The organism is Skermanella sp. TT6 (assembly GCF_016653635.2).
GTDB classification, from domain to species: domain Bacteria; phylum Pseudomonadota; class Alphaproteobacteria; order Azospirillales; family Azospirillaceae; genus Skermanella; species Skermanella cutis.
Genome location: NZ_CP067420.1, coordinates 149,279 through 167,429, shown reverse-complemented (window position 1 = coordinate 167,429; position 18,151 = coordinate 149,279). Strand labels below are relative to the sequence as shown.

Sequence of the window (18,151 nt, the reverse complement as noted above, 5' to 3'; positions counted from 1 at the left end):
TGCCGGTCGCTTCATCGGCCCGGTGCATGGACCTGCGCCGGTGCCGCTGGAACCGGGCTCATGTTACCGGACGTGCAGACCCGTTCCCGGAACTGTCCTGGAGGAGAGTCTGAGGGTTGTCATTTCCGTGACGCGTGGGAGCCGTATTCCTGCCGTTTCATGACAGGGAAGTCCTTGGAAAGCCCGGACACTCCCGACCCGGATCCGCGGGACAGGCCATTGCTCCGGTTATCGTGTGCCAAGGCGCTGTCCGGGGTTGCCGCGTGACAACCGGACACACGGCGATAGCGGAGGCACCGCTTCGGCGATGCAGGGGCTTGGCCTGGTTGGCCGCCTGGGCTCTGGGGAACTGGCAGCGGTTGGGTTGCGGTACCGAGGTGGAGGGCCGGGATGATATCTGCCGCTCAACCTTAGACGGCGCCGTGCCGGGCCGATGCATCCGACAGCATCCGGGCATAGTCCCGGCGCAGGGAAGCGGGCTCGATGATCTCGACATAGGGTTCCCAGGTGAACAGGTGCCAGCAGAGCTCCTTCAGCCCGCCGGCGCGGAACCGGACGAGCAGCGCGCCGTCCGGCCCGTTCTCCTTGGCTTCGTCGTCATGGAACCGGTGCGCCGCGGCGTCGGCGGCACGGGCCGGATCGAAGCGCAGCACGATGTCGGCCGGTTGCTCCTGGAAGATGCCGAACGACTGGGCGGCGTAGCGGCGCAGGTCGAAGCCTGGCGGGCGATGCGCCGTCTCGGCCAGGCGCTCCACCCTGCCGATGTTCGGCAGGCTGTACAGCCGCGGCTGGGTCCTGCCGTCCGGCACCGCGACGAGGTAGTGGCGGACGCCGTAGAGCAGGCCGAGCGGCGACACGGTTCGCCAGCCCGCCTTCCCGCCGCCGCGCGGCGAATAGTACAGGCGCACCCGCTCCATCGCTTTGAAGGCATGGCGGAGCGGGGCGAGCACCTCCGGCGTCACGGCCGGACGGGGTCCCGGCCGCGCGGCGAGCCCTTCGGCCTCGATGAGGGCCGCGAGGTCGGGCTCCATGCGGGCGAGTTCCCGGGGCTGCAGCGACGCCCGCAGCTTGATGGCGAGCCGGCCGAGGATGACGGCCCGCACCTCGAGCCCCTCGCGCCGCAGCGCCTGCTCCGCCGCCTCCATCTCGAGCAGCTCCTCGGGGGATACGGCGACCAGCTCGCTGAGCGTGCCGGGCGCGATGCGCCAACGCTTCACCGGTTCGTCGGACGAAACCACCTCGACGCGGTTGCCGAAGACCCGGACCACGACGTCGCGCATGCGCTCGGCCGTGCGCCGGCTGACGCGGAATTCTTTCTGGATGTCCTGCAGCGACACGCCCAGGCGCGTTCCCTGCATCATCAGCAGGAGCTGGAAGATGTTGTCGATCTGGCCGTAGGCCAAGGATGCCTCCGTGACTGCGCCTGGCGGCGAATGCCGGGCTATCCTATGTGTCAGATATTGACGGACCGTTTCTTGACGGCTGGCGTATCCGTGAGAGCTTTTGCCCCATCGTAAACCAGCGACAGGCCGCTGCTCTTCCAGCCGGCCACGTGCTCCCGCCAAAAGTGCTCCCGATCCCCCAAGTGTCCGCCATCGGCCATTGCAGCCTCCATGGAGTTCCTGTCACCAGGAAAACTCGCCCTCAACAGACCTGCGGAAAAGATGCCTTCGTCGCTGGTTTACGGTTTATTGGGGAGTGGCTGGTCGAGAAGCATGGAACCCAGCGCCGTCGCGCCTGGAGGAAGCTGCACCTGGCTGTGGATGCGAAGACCGGCACGATTGTCGCCTCGACCCTGACCAGCAAGGAGGTCGACAATGCCGCCGAACTCGGCCCGCTGCTCGACCAGGTCGACGAGCCGCTCGCCGCGGTCGTTGCCGGTGGCGCCTATGACCAGGACCGGGTTTACGATGCTGTGGCCGGGCACTCGGCGGAAGCTGCGGTTGTCGTGCCACCGCGCTCGACGGCCGTGCTCAGTTCATCGAACGAAAGCGATCCAACCCAGCGCGATCGCCATATCCAGGCCATTGCCGGGCAGGGCCGGATGGGCTGGCAGCGAACTTCCGGCTACAACGCGAGGGCTGGAGCGGAGGGAGCGATGAGTCGATACAAGCGCATCATCGGCGACACCTTGCGCTCGCACACCTGCCCGGCCCAGGAGGTCGAAACCCGGATCGCCGTCACCGTCCTCAACCGAATGCTCGACCTCGGACGCCCGGAGTCTGTCCGCGCTGCTTGAAAATCAACGAACCAGGGCAGAAGTCTGTGCTCTGCGACCTCCATGCACCACAGCCGCGAAAATGGCTACATTCAGAAATCCCTGTTCTGTGTCGATCAAGCGGCGACTTGGGCCGCACTGGCGTCAGCGGGCTCGGGGAAGAGCCCGCTTTCAGTCTCCAATGGTTTGCCCAAAATAGCAGCGGCGGCGGTAATGAAGCGATCGAATACGTGAGAATCGTGTCCGGGGCGAACGGCCAGTGCGCCTGGAACATCTGACGGAATTGCGAAACGGTCAGTAGCAAGGCTTCCGGGGCGGGGCGCAAATGCCACCGCCCCCTTTACCAGCCTATTTCCGGCCTCGTCCACAATAGCGTCCCGGTAGACATGAAGGTCGCGTATGCCGTCCAGCAGTGATGATCCCTTCCGATACTTGGGATCGGCGACCACGATGCCAACGACGCGGCCCTGTTCGTCCAGGGACTCAATTACGACGTCAGGCACTGCTTCGACCAAAAGGGTCCGTCCTTGTCCATTTTGAGACCTCGGTGCGTATGACCGCTGATACGAAAGACGTAGACCTGGGCCAAAAGAAAGGTGAGACATTTCACCCTTGGAAAGTGCGAATCCAAGCTCGCCTGCGTTGAGCAGACCTTGCACCAAACGCGCTACCTGGGCACGCGTCTCGGGAAATCGAGCCGCGACGGCGCGGAGCACTCCGATATAGCACCAATATTCGTACAGTTGGTATGTTCGATCTATGGGTATAGCGGGTGTAGCGGAGCCACTTTCCAGCCGTAGACCTGCCCGCATCCGCGACATGGCCGCGAAAGCTGTTGCGTAGTCGGGATGTAGCCGGAAGACGGTGGTCGCCCTGAGGTGCGGGTCCAGCTTCAGCCCGTCGAACAGAGACCGCCGCGATAACATTCCAAGCCGGGTCCGCCACCTCTCTATGCGTCCTATCCAGATGCGGGCCGCTGGACCTTTGAACTCAGGGTCGTCTAGGCTCGCGACAAGATGGCGCCGGATCAGGCCGAGCGTGACGTCAAGCCAGCGAATGAACCCCAGGAGCGCACGGTGCTCGTAGATGTCGAGCGTCTCTTTTCGCTGGAGTTCGATTACCTCCGTTATCCAGTTTCCGTCGCACGCGTCCACGAACGAGGGGAAGGCCCGTTTCTCTTCGGCAGCGGCGGCCCGCACCTTACCCCGAGAGAAAGCTCCAGAGATTGCCTGATCGTCGACGTTCCTCGCGAGAAGAAGGTGTGACCTGACCGAGGACGATCGCAGCGCACGGTTTGGCCTGTCGGCGATCCGGGACAACGCCCTCTCAAAAGGTTCGATGTTCGACCGGACGAGTTCCAACGCAACGATGTCAGGACGTTGTCCGACAGTTCCGGCGCTGGCCGGTATCGTCACGCCCCCAAATCTGAAAATCGCGAGAGTTGCCGAGGCCACCTCCGAAACCATTGACGCATACTCGTCCCGTGTCAGCTTGCTCAAATTCGGGTCTACGACGGTCTCGAATGTGGATTGAACTCGGCCGTTGACGAGCAGGGCGATGCGGATGTCACCCGCATAGAACTTGGGTTCGTAGACGAAAACCGCTTCGCCGCAGCTTAATCGGCGGTCGCAGAGAACGTCGTTCACCGCGAGCTCGACAACAGACGACCGAATAGCTTCCCCAATCTCGACGGCGAACTCGTATTTGCCTTGTTCGCGGAAGAAACCCTCAGGGATGCGAGCCACGGGATAAAGCTCGTAGGTTTTGCTCTCCCCGCTCAACCGGATCAGGATCTTCAGTTCCAAAACTGGAAACTCCCCAACCTTTCCAAATCGGAACTCATCCTGGAGACGATCACGGACGATTTAGTTCCGGTGCCGAGTCGGTTGACAACTTCTTCAAGTTCCGAGAGTGTGTCGATCCACCGCTCCCCTTCTCCCCGGAGCTTGACCAGTATCTTCTGGCGCACCTGCATCTCAAGTGCCGCATCGACACTCAGAGAACCGTCCGAACTCGCAATTGCCTGATCGACATAGTTCACGATGGCCTTCACCGTGCGGAATCCGAAATGAGCGTCGAGGGTTCTGAGAATGTTCCATATGCCCATTATGATCGACTTCACTCTATCGCGGTCCGTTTGCTTGAGCGACCTGGCGCCATTCAGCCAAGCGTTCAGCGGACCCTCGAGATCAATGTCGCTGCTGTCGATAACTTGTGCCCTGTCCAGAACTTTGTCGCTGATCGAGAACGTGGATTCGTCTACGTTTACGGTGCCGAACAGATAGAGATTCCGGGGCCATTGGACTTGCTCTGGCACTTCCTGGTTGCCACGCGAGTCGAGAACTATGGGATTACCCGATTCCATGGCACTTAAACAGTCTGCAAGGTAGTATTCGACGCGAGCAAGGTTCATCTCGTCGAGGCAGACGAAGACTGGAGAGTCGCCGCTGCTAGCCGCCAACAGCGCATCGAGAAAACGTCGTTTCACATATTGTTTGGCAATTGGGTCGTAATGGCCGAGAAGAGGTGCTCCATCCCTCCAGTCCGGCCGGATCTCGATGATGGTCAGCCAAGGTTGCCTTACATCCGCTGCATCATATACAGCCTTGGCCACGGCGGAAACAAGACGGGACTTACCAGTGCCGCTCACTCCGCGCAGGATAACGAAATTACGCCCATCGCCAGATCGCAGCGCAGCGACAACGGATGCCAGCAGTTGAGCTATGGCGGAAACTGGGTGATGACGAGGTGAGGAAGGTGGCGTAACGAGGTAGGTGCTTGACGCCTGCCAGAACCTCCACGAGGGAGCGCTACGCCATGACGGAAGATAACAGCATTGTCCGGCTTCGCCAGCCCAACGAGATCGATGATCCCCTGACGGCCCTTCTCCGATCGGGAGCACGCCAGTTGCTGGAGCAGGCCATCGAAGCCGAGGTGGCGGCTTTTCTGGCTGCCGGCAAAGACCTGAAGCTGGCTGATGGCCGGGACCGGCTGGTCCGGCATGGCCATGGACCGGAACGGGTGATCCAGACCGGGATCGGGCCGGTCGAGGTCCAGCGGGTCAAGGTCCGTGACCGGGATCCCGGTCCGGCTGCCGAGCGGATCCGGTTCAGTTCGGCGCTGCTACCGCGCTGGGCGCGCCGGACGACAAGTCTGGATGCTTTGCTGCCGATCCTCTACCTGCGCGGTGTCTCGGCCGGTGATTTTCAGGAGGCGCTGAGCGTGCTGCTCGGCAAGGACGCGCCCAATCTGTCGCCGGCGGTCATTTCCCGGCTGAAGGAGAGCTGGGCGGAAGATTACGCGCGCTGGCAACGGCGGGACCTGTCGGCCCGGCGCTATGTTTATGTCTGGGCCGACGGCGTCTACCTCCAGGCCCGTATGGAACCCACCGCCGAGTGCATGCTGGTGATGATCGGCGCCACGCCGGAAGGTAAAAAGGAGCTGATCGGCTTCCAGGTCGGCGTTCGCGAGAGCGCCCAGAGCTGGCGCGAACTGCTGATCGATCTGAAGGCCCGTGGGCTCACGATCGCTCCTGAACTGGCGGTCGCCGATGGTGCTCTGGGCTTCTGGAAGGCGCTCGACGAGGTCTTCCCCGGAACACGGCACCAGCGCTGCTGGTTTCATAAAAGTTCCAATGTTCTCAACAAGGTGGCGAAATCGCTCCAGCCCGCGGTCAAGCAGGACCTGCGGGAGATCTGGATGGCGCCCGACCTCAAGGCGGCGGAGCGCGCCCTTGATACCTTCGAGAAGAAGTACGGCGCCAAGTACTCCGGTGCCGTCGAGTGTCTGACCAAGGACCGTGATGCCCTGCTGGCGTTCTACAGCTTCCCGGCCGAGCACTGGGACCACGTGCGGACAACTAATCCGATCGAGAGCGTCTTCGCCACGGTCCGGCACCGGACGATCCGCACCAAGGGCGCGCTCTCGCAGGACACCGCCAAGCTCATGGTCTTCAAGCTGATCTCGGCAGCATCCAGAACTTGGCGGCGACTTCAGGGCGAAAACCAGTTGCCCAAGATCATCCAAGGCGTCAAATTCCGCGACGGCATCGAGGTCAGCGTGCCGACATCACAGAGCGCCGCCTGAACACCTCGTCACCCAAATTCCGCTATAGCTCCCAGCAGTTCGTCCTTATACGCAAGTTCGGGATCATGGCGGCTGATGGCCGCTTTCAGCTTTTCCAACGTTAGTTCCGAGACTGGAACAGCTACATCAAGTTCGTCTTCGTTGACCTCGATGCCGTCAAGGAGCCCCTCCTGAACTCCAGTAAGGCCCTCGCAGAACCAGTCGACCCATTCTTCCTTGGATGCGAACACCCTAGTGATCGGCGCTTCCGCAACGGCGCGCTGGACGAGTTCGCGCATATTTTCCGGAACTTTCCAGTAACCTTTTCCCGGGGTTCCTGGCGACTCTAGAATTATGCCTCCAAACCCAGCCTTCTTTAGGAACGGTGTCATCTCGCGGTCACAAAGCTGGCCTATGGGCGTCTTGGCCAGAGAAGAAGTAGGATAGGCGTGATGGGTTCTAGCCCTCAGGAGCCCCGACGCGTTTGTGCCGCTACCGATAAAAGTAGCGTAGTTGGGATCACGGCGCGCTTGACGTATGTTTTCGATAGCCTGATCGAGTTGCTCATCCCGCATAATTCGCATGAGTTCGCGGTTTACTTCATCCCAATGGATTCTCCAATCCAAGGCGGCCGTGGCTTTCAGAACAACATAGTAGGGATGTACGTCGCATTCTGGAGGTAAAGCCTTTTCCGCCGGATTGTTGAACTGATAGCGTTTGAGGAGTTCGAGCGCCTCCCCAGCGATCATCTTCTTAAAGCCATCCGGTTGAGCCGCATTCCGAAGCATTCGCCCAAGGCGGCCGAGCTTGGTGATGCCACCGAAGGGATGGAGGATGGCCATGCGTTCAGCCATCAAGTGGCAGCGTCGGGGTCGGCTTATCCTTTCGCCGATAGTTTCCCGAATTTCAATCTCAGAACGCCCGTTGCGCCCATCCATCCGCAGAAGCGCACCGATAAATCGGCTAGGCTCATAGCTTCCCTCAAATTTCCCGATCTGAAGCGAATCCCTGTCAGGAGTAGGCCAGCAGAGATCTCCGTCTGGAGTTCGGTTCGGCAGGAGTCCAGTTGGCCTTCCACCGCGATCGCCAAGCGCTGCCTCTTCGTCGGCTTCAGGGTCGTCTGCTTCGGTTCCTTCAGTCGTGAGTGACAGGTCTGGGGCAGCTTCGGGCGGGAGCGGCTCATCCACCGGCACCTGTGCTTCAGGGGGATTATCCGCGCCCTGCGCGCCCATCCCTGGTGTTGCGTTTTCGTTTGCTTGCGGAAAATCTAGTTCAGGTGTCACAGCAGTTCCATCGTCAATCCAAAATCGTTTGGACTGTTGATGGTTGTGCAGGACGTGTCAACATATAGTCGCCGCATCAGAGCATCGCCCAGACGTTGAGCGAACAAAGGGGGCACGGCGTTTCCAACTTGTCGGGCCCCATCTTCCCGATTACCTTCGAAAACGAAGGTGTCGGGAAAGGTTTGAATCCGCGCCCCCTCCCTAATTGTCAGGCTCCGATGCTCGACCGGGTGCCCAAATCTGCCCCTCGTAAAACTATCGAACCGGGCCGTCAGAGTGACGGACGGCTCGTCCCATGCAAGGCGTCCATAGACGTCCATGTGGCGATGGCCGGGATTGTTGCGATGGCAGGCGAGTTGGAGCTCTTCCGGTAGATGCTCCCTCCCGCCGCCCGGCGGCACGTGCTTGATCCGCTCAATATTGAGCGCGGAAAGGCGCGCCTCCCGATAATGGTTAGGAAAGTCGGGATGAACGCTGCCGTCTGCCAGAGGACTCGGCAGATCGCCAATGGCGTCCCTTACTGTCGCACGCTTGGCGCGGGAAACTGGATCCGGGAACTTAAAGCGTGCGATCCCATCGTTCGACTGCTCACCGACGAGAAACGCCCGCTGGCGATACTGCGGAACCCCGTAGTCCACGGCGTCCAGGAGCGCCACCTGAACGACGTAGCCGAGATGCCATGCCCTGAGGGACAACTCCCTCAAAAAAGGCTTGCCGTGCTTGCTTAGTAACCCGCCCACGTTCTCCATAAGGAAAAGCTGAGGCCTAAGCTCCTCAACGAGACGGACGAATTCAAGGACCAAACCGTTCCGAGGATCCTTTCTGTCGCCGCGGCGCTGCAAGGAAAAACCCTGGCAAGGCGGTCCTCCAGCTAGGAGCGAAAGCTCGCCCCTCCTGATGCCCGTTAGCGCAAGCATGTCGTCTGCCGAGACGTCCTCGATCTGGGCCACATTGATATGGTCGCCGAGGTTGCGTCGGTATGTGCGAGCGGCAACAGGGTCGTTGTCCAAAGCCGAAACGACCCTGAATCCAGCCCTGGACAGCCCCAGGGACAGTCCGCCAGCACCGCAGAAAAGATCAATGGTGGTTGCCTGCGCGGACGACTTTGCCGGTGCTTCGCTGGCGTTAAGCGATGACTCAAAATCAAGCGGCATTCAGGCGCACCCGCTGTTTCTTGATGCCGTTTATCGTAACCGCGAATCCAGGACCAACCGGAGCATTAACCTCGATTGGGCGAACTCCGTTCATGAACGAAGCGATTTCCTGGTCCGTCAACTTGGCAGCTATAAACTCTCCAAGTTTGGTAGCGACAAGGGGCGATACTGCGTTGCCAACCTGCTTAAACCCATCGTCGAACGGGCCGCAGAAGACATAGTCTGGCGGGAAGCCTTGTAAGAGCGCTGCCTCGCGTGTCGTGAGGCCTCGATCGTATTCCGGATGTGCGAAGCGTCCGCAGGACGGGGTCCGGCACCTAGCCGTGATCGTCACCGAAGGCCTGTCCCAAGCGAGGCGACCGTAAACGTCTGTGTATCCGCCATGAGCCTTACGTGTTCGGTCGAGGCAGGCAGGGCCGACACCTACGGGTCTGTTCCCGCCGTTCTTAGGCACTTGCCGAAGAATATCGAGCGTACTCTGCCGGTGGCGAGATGAAATGTGCATCGTGTCGCGCTTATCGGCTTCGCCTGCGTAAAGAGGAGGAAGATGACCAATGGCGTCACGAACAGTCCGATATTTATCGGGGGTCAGGGGGGCGCTTGGAAGCTCGAATGGCTGCCTAAATGCCATTACGACGGCACGAAACCGCTCTTGGGGAAGACCGAATCCCGCAAAGTTGTAGATGCCGCTTCGAGTCTGGTAGCCCGCGTCAGCAAGGCGCTGGCGTCCAGCCTCAAAGTGGGACCAATGCCCGACGGAAAAAAGGTCGGGAACATTCTCCATTAGAATGGCATCGGGCTTGATTACCGAGGCGATTTGGCAAAAAGCCTCAAATAGATTTCTGCGGGGATCGCTTCCGTCCATGACGGCCTTTCGATGGGCAGAAAACCCCTGACAAGGGGAGCATCCTACCAAAAGTACCTTGTCAAAGCGGTCAAGAGCCCACGACTCGATCTTCGAGGCGAGCAGTTCCTTGGACCTTGCCAATTCGAGAATATCAGTCTTGTCGCAGGGTACGCCAATCATCTGCTCGTATGTACGAGCGCAGTACGGATCATTGTCGATACCTGCTACGATATGGAGTCGTGCATGGCCCTTGACGCTACGCAAACCGGCGCTGACTCCTCCAGCGCCGCAGAAGAAGTCCACGACCCCAATGGCCATAATGCTTGCCGCGTCCTGCATCTGCTTCAATGTACCCACGTCACGGCCTCCAAGACCAAACGGCGATTAGTTTTCAGATGCCCAACGCCGGGGGAGCGCCGATGGAAGGCTACAGCATGACCGACACCGCGGATTTGCGGCAAAAAATAGCCGCTAGACCTTCCGAATAACTGACCAACCATATGCCGACCTTGTGATTTGCTGCTTCCCGCTTTGGCGGATGGACATAAGAGCACATCGTATGCCGCTGATCAACGTCGGAGGACACAGCATGTTGGGTGTCTAGTTCTGGCAGCCTACCAAAAGTGCTAAGTCATACCAGAGCCAATAAGTTCTGACTAGTGGCTCTGCACAGTGATTATGATGAGTCGGCCTCTGGCCTGTGAAGGACCTGCAGGCTCTCGGGCGGGACGATCACCTTGATGCTTCGAGCTGCGCCGGGAGTTCGCTGGATGAAGCCGGCGCGTTCAAGGGTGAGGACCATCTGGTGGATGGTGGGCGGGGTGACGCCGAAGAAGTGCTGCATGTCGGCTTCGGCAGGCGGGCGGGCATTGATGCAGGTATAGGCGTGGATGAACGCCAGGTATTGCCCTTGCTTGGGCGTGAAAGGCGGGTCGGACTGGCTCTGTGACATCGCGGTGGTCTTCGGTTTATCGGGGCTTTGAGCATCGAGGAGACCCGGATGACTGTACGCTATCGCGTGGACCTGAGCGAAGCCGAGCGTAGCGAGTTGCATGCCCTGACTGGCGGAGGTCGGCAAGCCGTGCGTAAGGTCAAGCGGGCGCAGATCCTGCTGGCCGCCGATGCGGGCCACAGCGACGAGGCGATCGCCGCCACCGTGGCGGTCGGCACGGCCACGGTGCATCGGACCCGGCGCCGCTTCGTCGAGGGCAACCTGGACGAAGCGCTGGGTGAACGGCCGCGGTTGGGGACGTCGCGCAAGCTGTCGGGCAGGGAGGAAGCCCTGCTGGTGGCGACCGCCTGCTCCGAGCCGCCGGAGGGTCGCGCGCGCTGGACGCTGGACCTGCTGGCGGGCGCCCTCGTGCGATTGACCGGGCACGATGACGTGTCGCGCGAGACGGTGCGCCGCCGACTGGCCGAGAACGACCTGAAGCCGTTGTAAAGGGCGGATGAAGCTTCCCCGGATCGGGCGGGTGAATAATCCCCAGACGGTTTATCAGGTTATAGGTCGGTGTCTGGCTGGGCAGAGGTCATTTTCGGTGGTCGTCCCCGGCGGCGTGGTTGAGGTTGAGGGGCAGTGATGGATCGGGTTCGAGTGTTGTCCGGGATCAGGTCGGCGTGGCGGCGGAGCCGGTAGCTGGCTCCCTCGATCTGAACGACAACGGCATGGTGTAGCAGGCGGTCCAGCAGCGCGGTGGCGACGACGGTGCCGCCGAAGACATCGCCCCATTCGGCAAAGCCGCGGTTCGAGGTCAGGATCATCGCGCCGCGTTCGTAGCGGGCATTTACCAGTTGGAAGAACAGGTTGCCGCCCCCCGGGATGACGGGCAGATAGCCGATCTCATCGACGATCAGCAGCTGGGGCCGGCACAGAAAGCGCAGGCGTTCGCGCAGGGTGCCCTCCCGCTCCGCCTTGGCGAGCGAACTGACGATGTCGGCCAGGGTGGCGAAGTAGACCGAACGACCGGACTTGACCGCCTCGACACCGAGGGCCAGCGCCAGATGGGTTTTGCCGCAGCCGGGTTGACCGAGGAAATGGACCGCCTCGTGGCGATCGACGAAGTCGAGCTGGGCCAGCGCCATGATGCGGTCGCGGTCAAGCGAGGGCTGGAAGGAGAAGTCGAACCCGCCCAGGGTCTTGATGTTGATCAGCCGGCCCATCTTCAGCGCGGACCTGACGCGTCGCCCCTCCCGCAGGGTCAGTTCCTCGCCGAGCAGGGTGTCGATGGCCTCCAGGGCCGAGATCTCGCCGCGTTCGATCCGGCGCAGGATATGCTCCAGCACTTCGAGCGCGCGCGGCATGTTGAGACCGACCAGGTGAGCGCGGATGCGGTCGAGCGTGGCGGGGCTGGCCGCCGGATCGAGGGTGGTTGCGGTCATGGGGCACCCTGCTGGCTGGCGAGACGGCGGCCGATCGCGTCGTAGATGGCCAGCGAACGGGGTGTCACCGTGCTGCCCCGAGGAGGCTCGGGCCTGGTCTCCTCCCGGGCCGTCCTGCTGTTGGCCGGCGGCGGCTGGGTACGGTGGCCGGGAGCGATCCGGCGCTGGCCGCGGCCTTCCTGTGCCGGATGGGAGGCGATGAGCATGCCGTCCTCCAGGATGTTGACCGCGCCGGCGGTAATCTGCACCTCGACGGTCCGCCGGCGGGTGCTGTCGGGCACGGAGTAGAGATTGCCGGCAACGGAGACCATGCCGTCGCGGGTGATGCGGCGCTCGAGTGCCAGCACGGTGTTGAAGGGACCGGCCGGGAGGGCCTTGAGGTGATCGCGCTCCTCGGCGAAATGCTCGACGACGACACGCTGGGTGGTGGCGTGCAGGCGAACGTTGGCGACCTGGTCCAGCCACTGGACGAACTGGGCATTCAAGTCGTCCAGATTGCGGAAGGTGCGGGCGAGGAAGAAGTCCTCCCGGACATAGCGGAAGGGCCGCTCCACCTTGCCCTTGGTCTGCGCCCGGTAGGGCCTGCAGGCCTTCGGCAGGAAACCGTAGCAGGCGGCCAGATCGAGGAGCTTGGCATTGTAGGCGATCCCCTTGGCCGGCTGGTCGGGGTCCTCGACGTCACCGAGCACGGCGGTCTTCATGCGGTCATACAGGATCTGCTCGGGCACGCCGCCGAACGCCTCGAAGGCGGCGATGTGGCACCGGAGCACGGTCGGCAGATCCTGGCGGGCGACGAAGCGGGCCCACATCATGCGGCTGTGGCCGAGCACGATCGAGAACAGCCAGACGATCCGCTCGACGTCGGGCTGGTCGGTGAACACGGTCTTGAAGAAGGCGAAATCGACCTGGGCCTGCTTGCCGGGCGGTGTCTCGAACCGGCGCTCGAACTGTGTCTCGGGCCTGGGCCGGACGGTGCGCAGGAAATCCTTCAGCACGGTATAGCCGCCCTGGTAGCCGAGCGCGCGGATATCCCGGAGCAGACGTCGGCCGCTGAGTTCCGGGAAGGCCTGGAGGCGCTCCCGCAGGTAGGGTTCAAAGGGGCCGACAAGGGTCTGCCGCGGGGGCCGCGGCGTGTAGGCGGGCGGCTCCAGCCCATTGGCGATGTACTTGCGGATGGTCTTGCGATCCAGGCCGGTCCGGCGCGCGATTGCCGACACGCTCAACCCCTGGCGGGCGAGATCGAGAATCATGACGAGTTCCCCAAGTGTGACCACCCACGCCCTCCCTCAATCGACTGAGGGGATTATGGGCCAAGGGCGGCTACACGGTTCCGAGGCGCCTGCTCCGGAGCCGTGCCGTTGCGTCAGCCTGGGGAAAGTTCATCCGCCCGATCTGAGGAGTATTCAGGTCCATCCGCATTCCCGGTGCAGGGCGAGTGCGCCAGAGGGTGAGGATAACCATATGAGGGGAAACGCTTTTCCCCCGAGAGTGCCGTCTTCTCCGTGTCCAGTTCGTTGCTGTCCCTGCTGCCCGCCGGTCTCGCGGTTGAGCGGGTCGTCGTCCGCCCTGATCGTGTTGTCGTCGCCGTTCGTGCTCGCGCCGCCACGGCGTCCTGTCCCTTGTGCCGGCGCCACTCGCGTCGCGTCCACAGCCGCTACATCCGGCATCTTGGGGATCTCCCCTGGCAGGGGAGGATCGGCCATCTCGAGCTTCAGGTCCGTCGCTTTCGCTGCTCCGCCCCAAGATGCCCGCGCCGGATCTTCGCCGAGCGCCTGCCGGAGGTGGCCCTGCCGAGGGTTCGGCGGACCGTCCGCCTCGCCGAGGCGCAACGCCGCATCGCCCTACATGCCGGAGGCGAGTCGGGCGCCCGCCTAGCGGACCGCCTCGCCATGCCGGTCAGCGGCGACACCCTGCTGCGCCTGATCCGGGCGGCTCCCCTCCCGGTGGCACCGACCCCGCGCGTCGTCGGCATCGATGATTGGGCTTGGCGGCGTGGCCGGCGCTACGGCACCCTCATCGTCGATCTGGAGCGCAGCCGCCCCATCGACCTGCTGCCCGATCGCGACGGAGAAACAGTTGCCGCCTGGCTGAAGGCACACCCCGGCGTGGAGATCGTTGCCCGAGACCGGGCCGGTGCCTATGCCGACGGCGCCCGGACCGGAGCTCCGGACGCGGTCCAGGTGGCTGACCGTTGGCATCTTCTGCGCAATCTCGGCGACGCCCTGGCCGGCGTTCTCGACCGGCATCACCGGGCCATCCGCACTGCGACCAAGGCAGCCACGGCGGTGACGACGGTTCCGGTTCCCAACGCTCCGCCGGAGCCCCGGCCTCTGCCCCGCAGCCAGCAGCGCACGCTGGACAAGCGGGCGGCGCGGCAGGCCCGTTTCGAGGAAGTCGCAGCACTGCACGCCCGCGGCTGGTCGCAGAGTGCTATCTCCCGCAGCACTGGCCTGGACCGCGCCACGATCCGGACATGGTTGCGGGCGGGCCGGCCTCCGTCGTGGAGCAAACCGGCTTATGGGAGCACAATCGACCGCCATGCCGAGTACCTGCGGCAACGCTGGGCCGAGGGCTGCACCAACACCGCCCGGCTGTGGCGGGAAATCCGCGACCGGGGCTATTCGGGCCGACCCAAGACCGTGCAGGAATGGGTTCGGCGCCGGCTGCGGGGCACCGGTGCCGGGCCTGCCGACCTGGAGTCGTCTACGACCGCCTGGAAGGCGCCCTCCGGCCGGCGCGCGGCGTGGCTGGTGGTGGCCGATGCCAACGAGATCGACGAGACCGCAGGGAAGTTCGTCGAGGCCCTGCTCGCCGGATCGCCGGACTTGGCCGTGGTGATCGCGCTGGCGCGGGAGTTTCGCGCGATGGTCCGAGAGAGGCGGGCCGACGGATTGGATCCGTGGCTCGCGGCAGCGCAGGGAACGGCGCTGACCGGGTTTGCCGGCGGCTTGAAACGGGACTTGGCGGCGGTCCGGGCCGGGTTGTCGCTGTCGTGGAGCAGCGGCCCGGTGGAAGGTCAGGTCAGTCGACTCAAGACGATCAAGCGTACCATGTGCGGGCGGGCCGGCTTCGACCTGCTGCGCTATCGGGTTCTGGAGGCCGCATGACATCGGAGAAAATATGACGTGGAAATGCACTTGCCGCTTGTGCACCGGGAATGCGGATGGACCAGTATTCACCCGGCACTTACAGCCGTGACGCCGGGACATGTGGTGCATCCCGCACGTCGATGCCGAGTACGTCGCGCGCATGGAGGATGTGCTCGACCTCTATGCCGAAAAGCCCGATCCGGTCCGACCCGTGGTCTGCTTCGACGAAAGCCCAACCCAATTGATCGGCGAGGCGCGCCAGCCAGTCCCGGCCGCGCCAGGCCAGCGGGAGCGCAATGAATACGAGTATCGGCGCAACGGTACCGCCAACCTGTTCGTCTTCCTCGACGCCCACCGCCCCCTAGCGGGCGATCAAGGTCACCGACCGACGCACCGGTCGTGACTTCGCCGAGTGTATGCGCGATCTGGTTGACGACCACCATCCCGAGGCGGAGAAGATCCGGGTGGTGCTGGATAATTTGTCAACGCACTCGGCCAGCGCGCTGTACGAGGCATTTCCCGCATGCGAGGCGCGCCGGATCCTGCGCCGCCTCGAGTTTCACTTCACACCCAAGCACGCCAGTTGGCTCAATATGGTCGAAATCGAAATCGGCGTGCTGCGCGGCAATGCCGAGAGTGTCAGGAATTTCTGCTCTTGACCGGCTTTTCCTCATATGAGTGCGGAAGAACCGCAGCTGGGGGTGTTCTTCGGATTTTCCATCGCTTCTTCCATATGGACAATCCGGTGTCCAACTTCATCGACGCCAAATCACCTTCTGGCAAACCGGTCTAGGCCCTGGCACTCGAGTGTGACGAGTGCCCGATGTGCGGGGCCGCCACGTTGACTGCGGAGCAGCGCATGGACCAAGGTATGCAACGGAGAGCCACTCAGGTTGCAGAACACTTGGTGGTCCGATGTGCAGGTGCCCGGGAATCAACCATGACGGACAGATTTGACAGCGCAAAGAGATCAGAAATCATGTCCCGAGTCCGCGGGCGCGACACGAAGCCAGAAATTTTTGTCCGTCGAGCCCTTTTCAAGGCGGGATTTCGGTATCGTCTCCATGTCGCCGATCTGCCTGGTCGCCCAGACATCGTCCTGCCCCGCTATCGGATTATCGTCAGGGTGAACGGATGCCTGTGGCACGGGCATTCATGCCGCCGGGGACGGCGCCCAGCGACCAACGAGGAGTTCTGGCAGGCGAAGATCGACGGCAACGTCCGCCGGGATGCCCAGGTCGCTGCAGCGCTGCGCATGGCCGGATGGCGCGTCTGGACGGTGTGGGGGTGCCAGTTGAAGCGGTCGACTGAACTGCTTGTGCGAAAGCTGGAGATGTCCCGTACCCGTCAGCGTGCGGCCAGCCGCTCCCGGTCAACCGAGGTCGCCAGGTAGTCGGCGTAAAACCTGGCGAGCTTGGGTGGTACAGCGTTGCCGATCATCCGCGCCACCGGTTCGATCTGGTCGAGCGGGTAGAAGACATAGTCGTCGGGGAAGCTCTGCAACGCCGCCGCCTCACGCAGGGAGATGCCACGGTTCTGGGCGGTATCGTAATGGCCGAAGCGCCCATTGGAAATGGAGTGGCACTTGGTGGTGATCGTCGGCGACGGGCGGCGCGGTTCCATCCGAGTGTAGACGTCCGAGAAGCACCGCTGGCCGAGCTTACCGTTTACCTTGTTGTGGCAGTCCAGGGACAGGTCGCCGAACTCAGTATTTTCCATATAGGCGTTGGACTGGCCGGGCGCGGCGGACGCGATGCGCTTCAGGTTCAACTCGCTCAGTCCGCGTGTCCGGTGGTTCAGGACATCGGGATGGACCTGCCCGGCGCCGAGTGGCGGGAAGTGGCCAATGGCGCGCTCGACCGAGAGGTGCATGGCGTCGGGGTCGCTCTCGGGCAACAGCAATTCATGACCCATTATGTCGGCCAAGTTGTCCGCCTTCACCACTTCGCGCTTGGCCGCTGCGAGGATGCTCCGGCGCCGATACTGCGGGATGCCAAAATCGCTGGTGCAGACCACCTTGTTGCCGGTCACGTAGTCCAACTCGTCGAGACGTGCGCGAAATTGGTCCCAGACGCCGCCGTATTTGGGGTCACGGATGCCGGACACGTTCTCGCTCAGCACTATGTCCGGCTTGAACCACTCCACGAACTTGGAGGCTTCGGCCAGCAGGCTAATGTCCTTCTCGCGCCGGGCCTTGCGCTTGTCGCTCATCTCCTTGCGGGAGAGCCTGGTGAACGGTTGACACGGAGCGCAGATGGCGAAGAACAACGGGATGCCACGGGCCTTGCTACGGTAGTACGCGATCAGCTTTCCAAGCTCCTCGCGCAGCTCCTCCTGCTGACCATCCGGATGATCCTCCGACTTCGGGAAGATGTCGAATTGCAGGAACCGGGAGGCAGTGTAGTCGACCGACGTGTTGACGTTGTTCTCAGAATAAGTCTGGGCACAGCGGGCATCCTTGTCGACGCCAGCAATGACGTAACCTCCGGCCCCTATGAGGCCGCAAGTCGTTCCGCCCGCGCCGCAAAAGAAATCTACGGCCAGGAACTTCGGCAAAACTGCCTGCTCTCCTGCGCGCTTGGACATCTCACCATCTCCCTACAACCGCCCGCGGCCGCAGGAGCACCGTCCCGCCGACCGCCCGACTCTACGCGAAAAGCCGCTGATCGCCGGGAGCATCAATCTAGCGCCCTAACCATCTGACGGCAATAGGTTTGGGGCTGTCCGGGATGGTCGGGCCCAAGAGCTGGTAGATTGTCGGTCAGCGTCGGAAGGCTACGAGCGCGCTGACGCCGTACCTCAAGTGAAATTTTTGAATTTTACTGTTGCTTAACGGGCAGGATGTACGTACAAAATGTGCATGTACGGGTAGGGAGTGCGGTTATGCGTGAAAAGGACCGAGAAAAGTTCAAGGAACTCGCTTCCAAGCGTGTAACTAGAGCGCTGAAGGACATACAGCTGATCGGAAACCTGGCGAATAGGTCCAACTACGACTACACCGACGATGATGTGAACAAGATTTTTCGCGCATTACAGGACGAAATGAACGCCTGCCGGAAGCGGTTCGAGCTGGCGGGCAAGGGGCGTGAGGAAAAGGTGTTTTCCTTGGACTAACC

15 protein-coding genes and 2 pseudogenes are annotated in these 18,151 nt (G+C 62.4%); 7 read left to right on the top strand and 10 right to left on the bottom strand.

What is annotated here, in order from left to right; all coding sequences use genetic code 11:
- Positions 1–410: 410 nt before the first annotated feature.
- The gene (locus tag IGS68_RS00735; protein WP_201076580.1) at positions 411–1,403 is read right to left on the bottom strand and encodes a helix-turn-helix transcriptional regulator; all 993 of its coding nucleotides are present in this window, start codon (positions 1,401–1,403) and stop codon (positions 411–413) included.
- Between the two features lie 182 nt (positions 1,404–1,585).
- Between IGS68_RS00735 and IGS68_RS00730 the strand changes: the two genes are divergently transcribed.
- On the top strand, positions 1,586–2,239 hold the full coding sequence (locus tag IGS68_RS00730; protein WP_201076579.1) for an IS5 family transposase: 654 nt from the start codon (positions 1,586–1,588) through the stop codon (positions 2,237–2,239).
- Positions 2,240–2,334: 95 nt separating this feature from the next.
- Here IGS68_RS00730 and IGS68_RS00725 read toward each other — a convergent pair whose 3' ends face one another.
- Positions 2,335–4,023 carry a DUF2357 domain-containing protein gene (locus IGS68_RS00725; protein ID WP_201076578.1) on the bottom strand — a complete coding sequence of 563 codons (1,689 nt, stop codon included), beginning with the start codon at positions 4,021–4,023 and terminating at the stop codon, positions 2,335–2,337.
- A complete protein-coding gene (locus IGS68_RS00720; protein WP_201076577.1) occupies positions 4,014–4,868 on the bottom strand; it encodes a hypothetical protein in 855 nt (284 codons plus the stop codon). Before IGS68_RS00720 ends, IGS68_RS00725 begins: the two co-directional genes overlap by 10 nt.
- A gap of 167 nt (positions 4,869–5,035) precedes the next feature.
- On the opposite strand from IGS68_RS00720, the gene IGS68_RS00715 reads away from it, so the two are divergent.
- Complete coding sequence (locus IGS68_RS00715; protein WP_201076570.1) at positions 5,036–6,304, top strand: IS256 family transposase; 1,269 nt, start codon at positions 5,036–5,038, stop codon at positions 6,302–6,304.
- An 8-nt stretch (positions 6,305–6,312) separates the two neighbouring features.
- On the opposite strand, the gene IGS68_RS00710 is transcribed toward IGS68_RS00715, so the two are convergent.
- The 4 genes from IGS68_RS00710 to IGS68_RS00695 form a co-directional block, all read right to left on the bottom strand.
- Positions 6,313–7,566 (bottom strand): hypothetical protein, encoded by a 1,254-nt coding sequence (locus IGS68_RS00710; protein ID WP_201076568.1) that lies wholly within the window; start codon positions 7,564–7,566, stop codon positions 6,313–6,315.
- Entirely contained in the window at positions 7,563–8,720 is a 1,158-nt protein-coding gene (locus IGS68_RS00705) for a DNA cytosine methyltransferase (RefSeq protein ID WP_201076566.1), read from the bottom strand. The genes IGS68_RS00710 and IGS68_RS00705 overlap by 4 nt, the downstream gene beginning before the upstream one ends.
- The gene (locus IGS68_RS00700; protein WP_201076564.1) at positions 8,710–9,924 is read right to left on the bottom strand and encodes a DNA cytosine methyltransferase; all 1,215 of its coding nucleotides are present in this window, start codon (positions 9,922–9,924) and stop codon (positions 8,710–8,712) included. Before IGS68_RS00700 ends, IGS68_RS00705 begins: the two co-directional genes overlap by 11 nt.
- A gap of 319 nt (positions 9,925–10,243) precedes the next feature.
- Positions 10,244–10,621, bottom strand: coding sequence for a LexA family protein (locus tag IGS68_RS00695; RefSeq protein ID WP_201076562.1), 378 nt, complete (start codon positions 10,619–10,621; stop codon positions 10,244–10,246).
- Between IGS68_RS00695 and IGS68_RS00690 the strand changes: the two are divergent.
- Positions 10,568–11,002, top strand: a pseudogene (locus IGS68_RS00690) (helix-turn-helix domain-containing protein); the annotation flags it as partial. The gene IGS68_RS00695 and the pseudogene IGS68_RS00690 overlap by 54 nt on opposite strands.
- 65 nt (positions 11,003–11,067) lie before the next feature.
- Here IGS68_RS00690 and istB read toward each other — a convergent pair.
- Together istB and istA are read right to left on the bottom strand one after the other, a co-directional pair.
- A complete protein-coding gene (gene istB / locus IGS68_RS00685; RefSeq protein ID WP_201076558.1) occupies positions 11,068–11,946 on the bottom strand; it encodes an IS21-like element helper ATPase IstB in 879 nt (292 codons plus the stop codon).
- Positions 11,943–13,220, bottom strand: a complete 1,278-nt coding sequence (gene istA / locus IGS68_RS00680; protein ID WP_201076556.1) for an IS21 family transposase — start codon at positions 13,218–13,220, stop codon at positions 11,943–11,945. The genes istB and istA overlap by 4 nt, the downstream gene beginning before the upstream one ends.
- Before the next feature lie 228 nt (positions 13,221–13,448).
- Here istA and IGS68_RS00675 point away from each other — a divergent pair, with 228 nt between their 5' ends.
- From IGS68_RS00675 to IGS68_RS36245, 3 genes and pseudogenes are all read left to right on the top strand, one after another.
- Positions 13,449–15,053, top strand: a complete 1,605-nt coding sequence (locus IGS68_RS00675; RefSeq protein ID WP_201070890.1) for an ISL3 family transposase — start codon at positions 13,449–13,451, stop codon at positions 15,051–15,053.
- A gap of 91 nt (positions 15,054–15,144) precedes the next feature.
- A pseudogene (locus tag IGS68_RS00670) lies at positions 15,145–15,658 on the top strand (IS630 family transposase); the annotation flags it as partial.
- 200 nt (positions 15,659–15,858) lie between these two features.
- Positions 15,859–16,428: a very short patch repair endonuclease gene (locus tag IGS68_RS36245; RefSeq protein WP_371821868.1), complete on the top strand. Its 570-nt coding sequence runs from the start codon at positions 15,859–15,861 to the stop codon at positions 16,426–16,428.
- Here the strand turns inward: IGS68_RS36245 and IGS68_RS00660 are convergent.
- Positions 16,383–17,621 carry a DNA cytosine methyltransferase gene (locus tag IGS68_RS00660; protein ID WP_201076552.1) on the bottom strand — a complete coding sequence of 413 codons (1,239 nt, stop codon included), beginning with the start codon at positions 17,619–17,621 and terminating at the stop codon, positions 16,383–16,385. The genes IGS68_RS36245 and IGS68_RS00660 overlap by 46 nt on opposite strands.
- 297 nt (positions 17,622–17,918) lie before the next feature.
- On the opposite strand from IGS68_RS00660, the gene IGS68_RS00655 reads away from it, so the two are divergent.
- Complete coding sequence (locus IGS68_RS00655) at positions 17,919–18,149, top strand: hypothetical protein (RefSeq protein WP_201076551.1); 231 nt, start codon at positions 17,919–17,921, stop codon at positions 18,147–18,149.
- Positions 18,150–18,151: the final 2 nt, after the last annotated feature.

Coding starts and splice junctions, on each gene's coding strand:
- IGS68_RS00715 (WP_201076570.1), top strand. CDS start 5,036: ATGACGGAAGATAACAGCATTGTCCGGCTTCGCCAGCCCAACGAGATC.
- IGS68_RS00705 (WP_201076566.1), bottom strand. CDS start 8,720: ATGCCGCTTGATTTTGAGTCATCGCTTAACGCCAGCGAAGCACCGGCA.
- IGS68_RS00695 (WP_201076562.1), bottom strand. CDS start 10,621: ATGCAACTCGCTACGCTCGGCTTCGCTCAGGTCCACGCGATAGCGTAC.
- istB (WP_201076558.1), bottom strand. CDS start 11,946: ATGACCGCAACCACCCTCGATCCGGCGGCCAGCCCCGCCACGCTCGAC.
- IGS68_RS36245 (WP_371821868.1), top strand. CDS start 15,859: ATGTGCGGGGCCGCCACGTTGACTGCGGAGCAGCGCATGGACCAAGGT.
- IGS68_RS00660 (WP_201076552.1), bottom strand. CDS start 17,621: ATGTCCAAGCGCGCAGGAGAGCAGGCAGTTTTGCCGAAGTTCCTGGCC.
- IGS68_RS00655 (WP_201076551.1), top strand. CDS start 17,919: ATGCGTGAAAAGGACCGAGAAAAGTTCAAGGAACTCGCTTCCAAGCGT.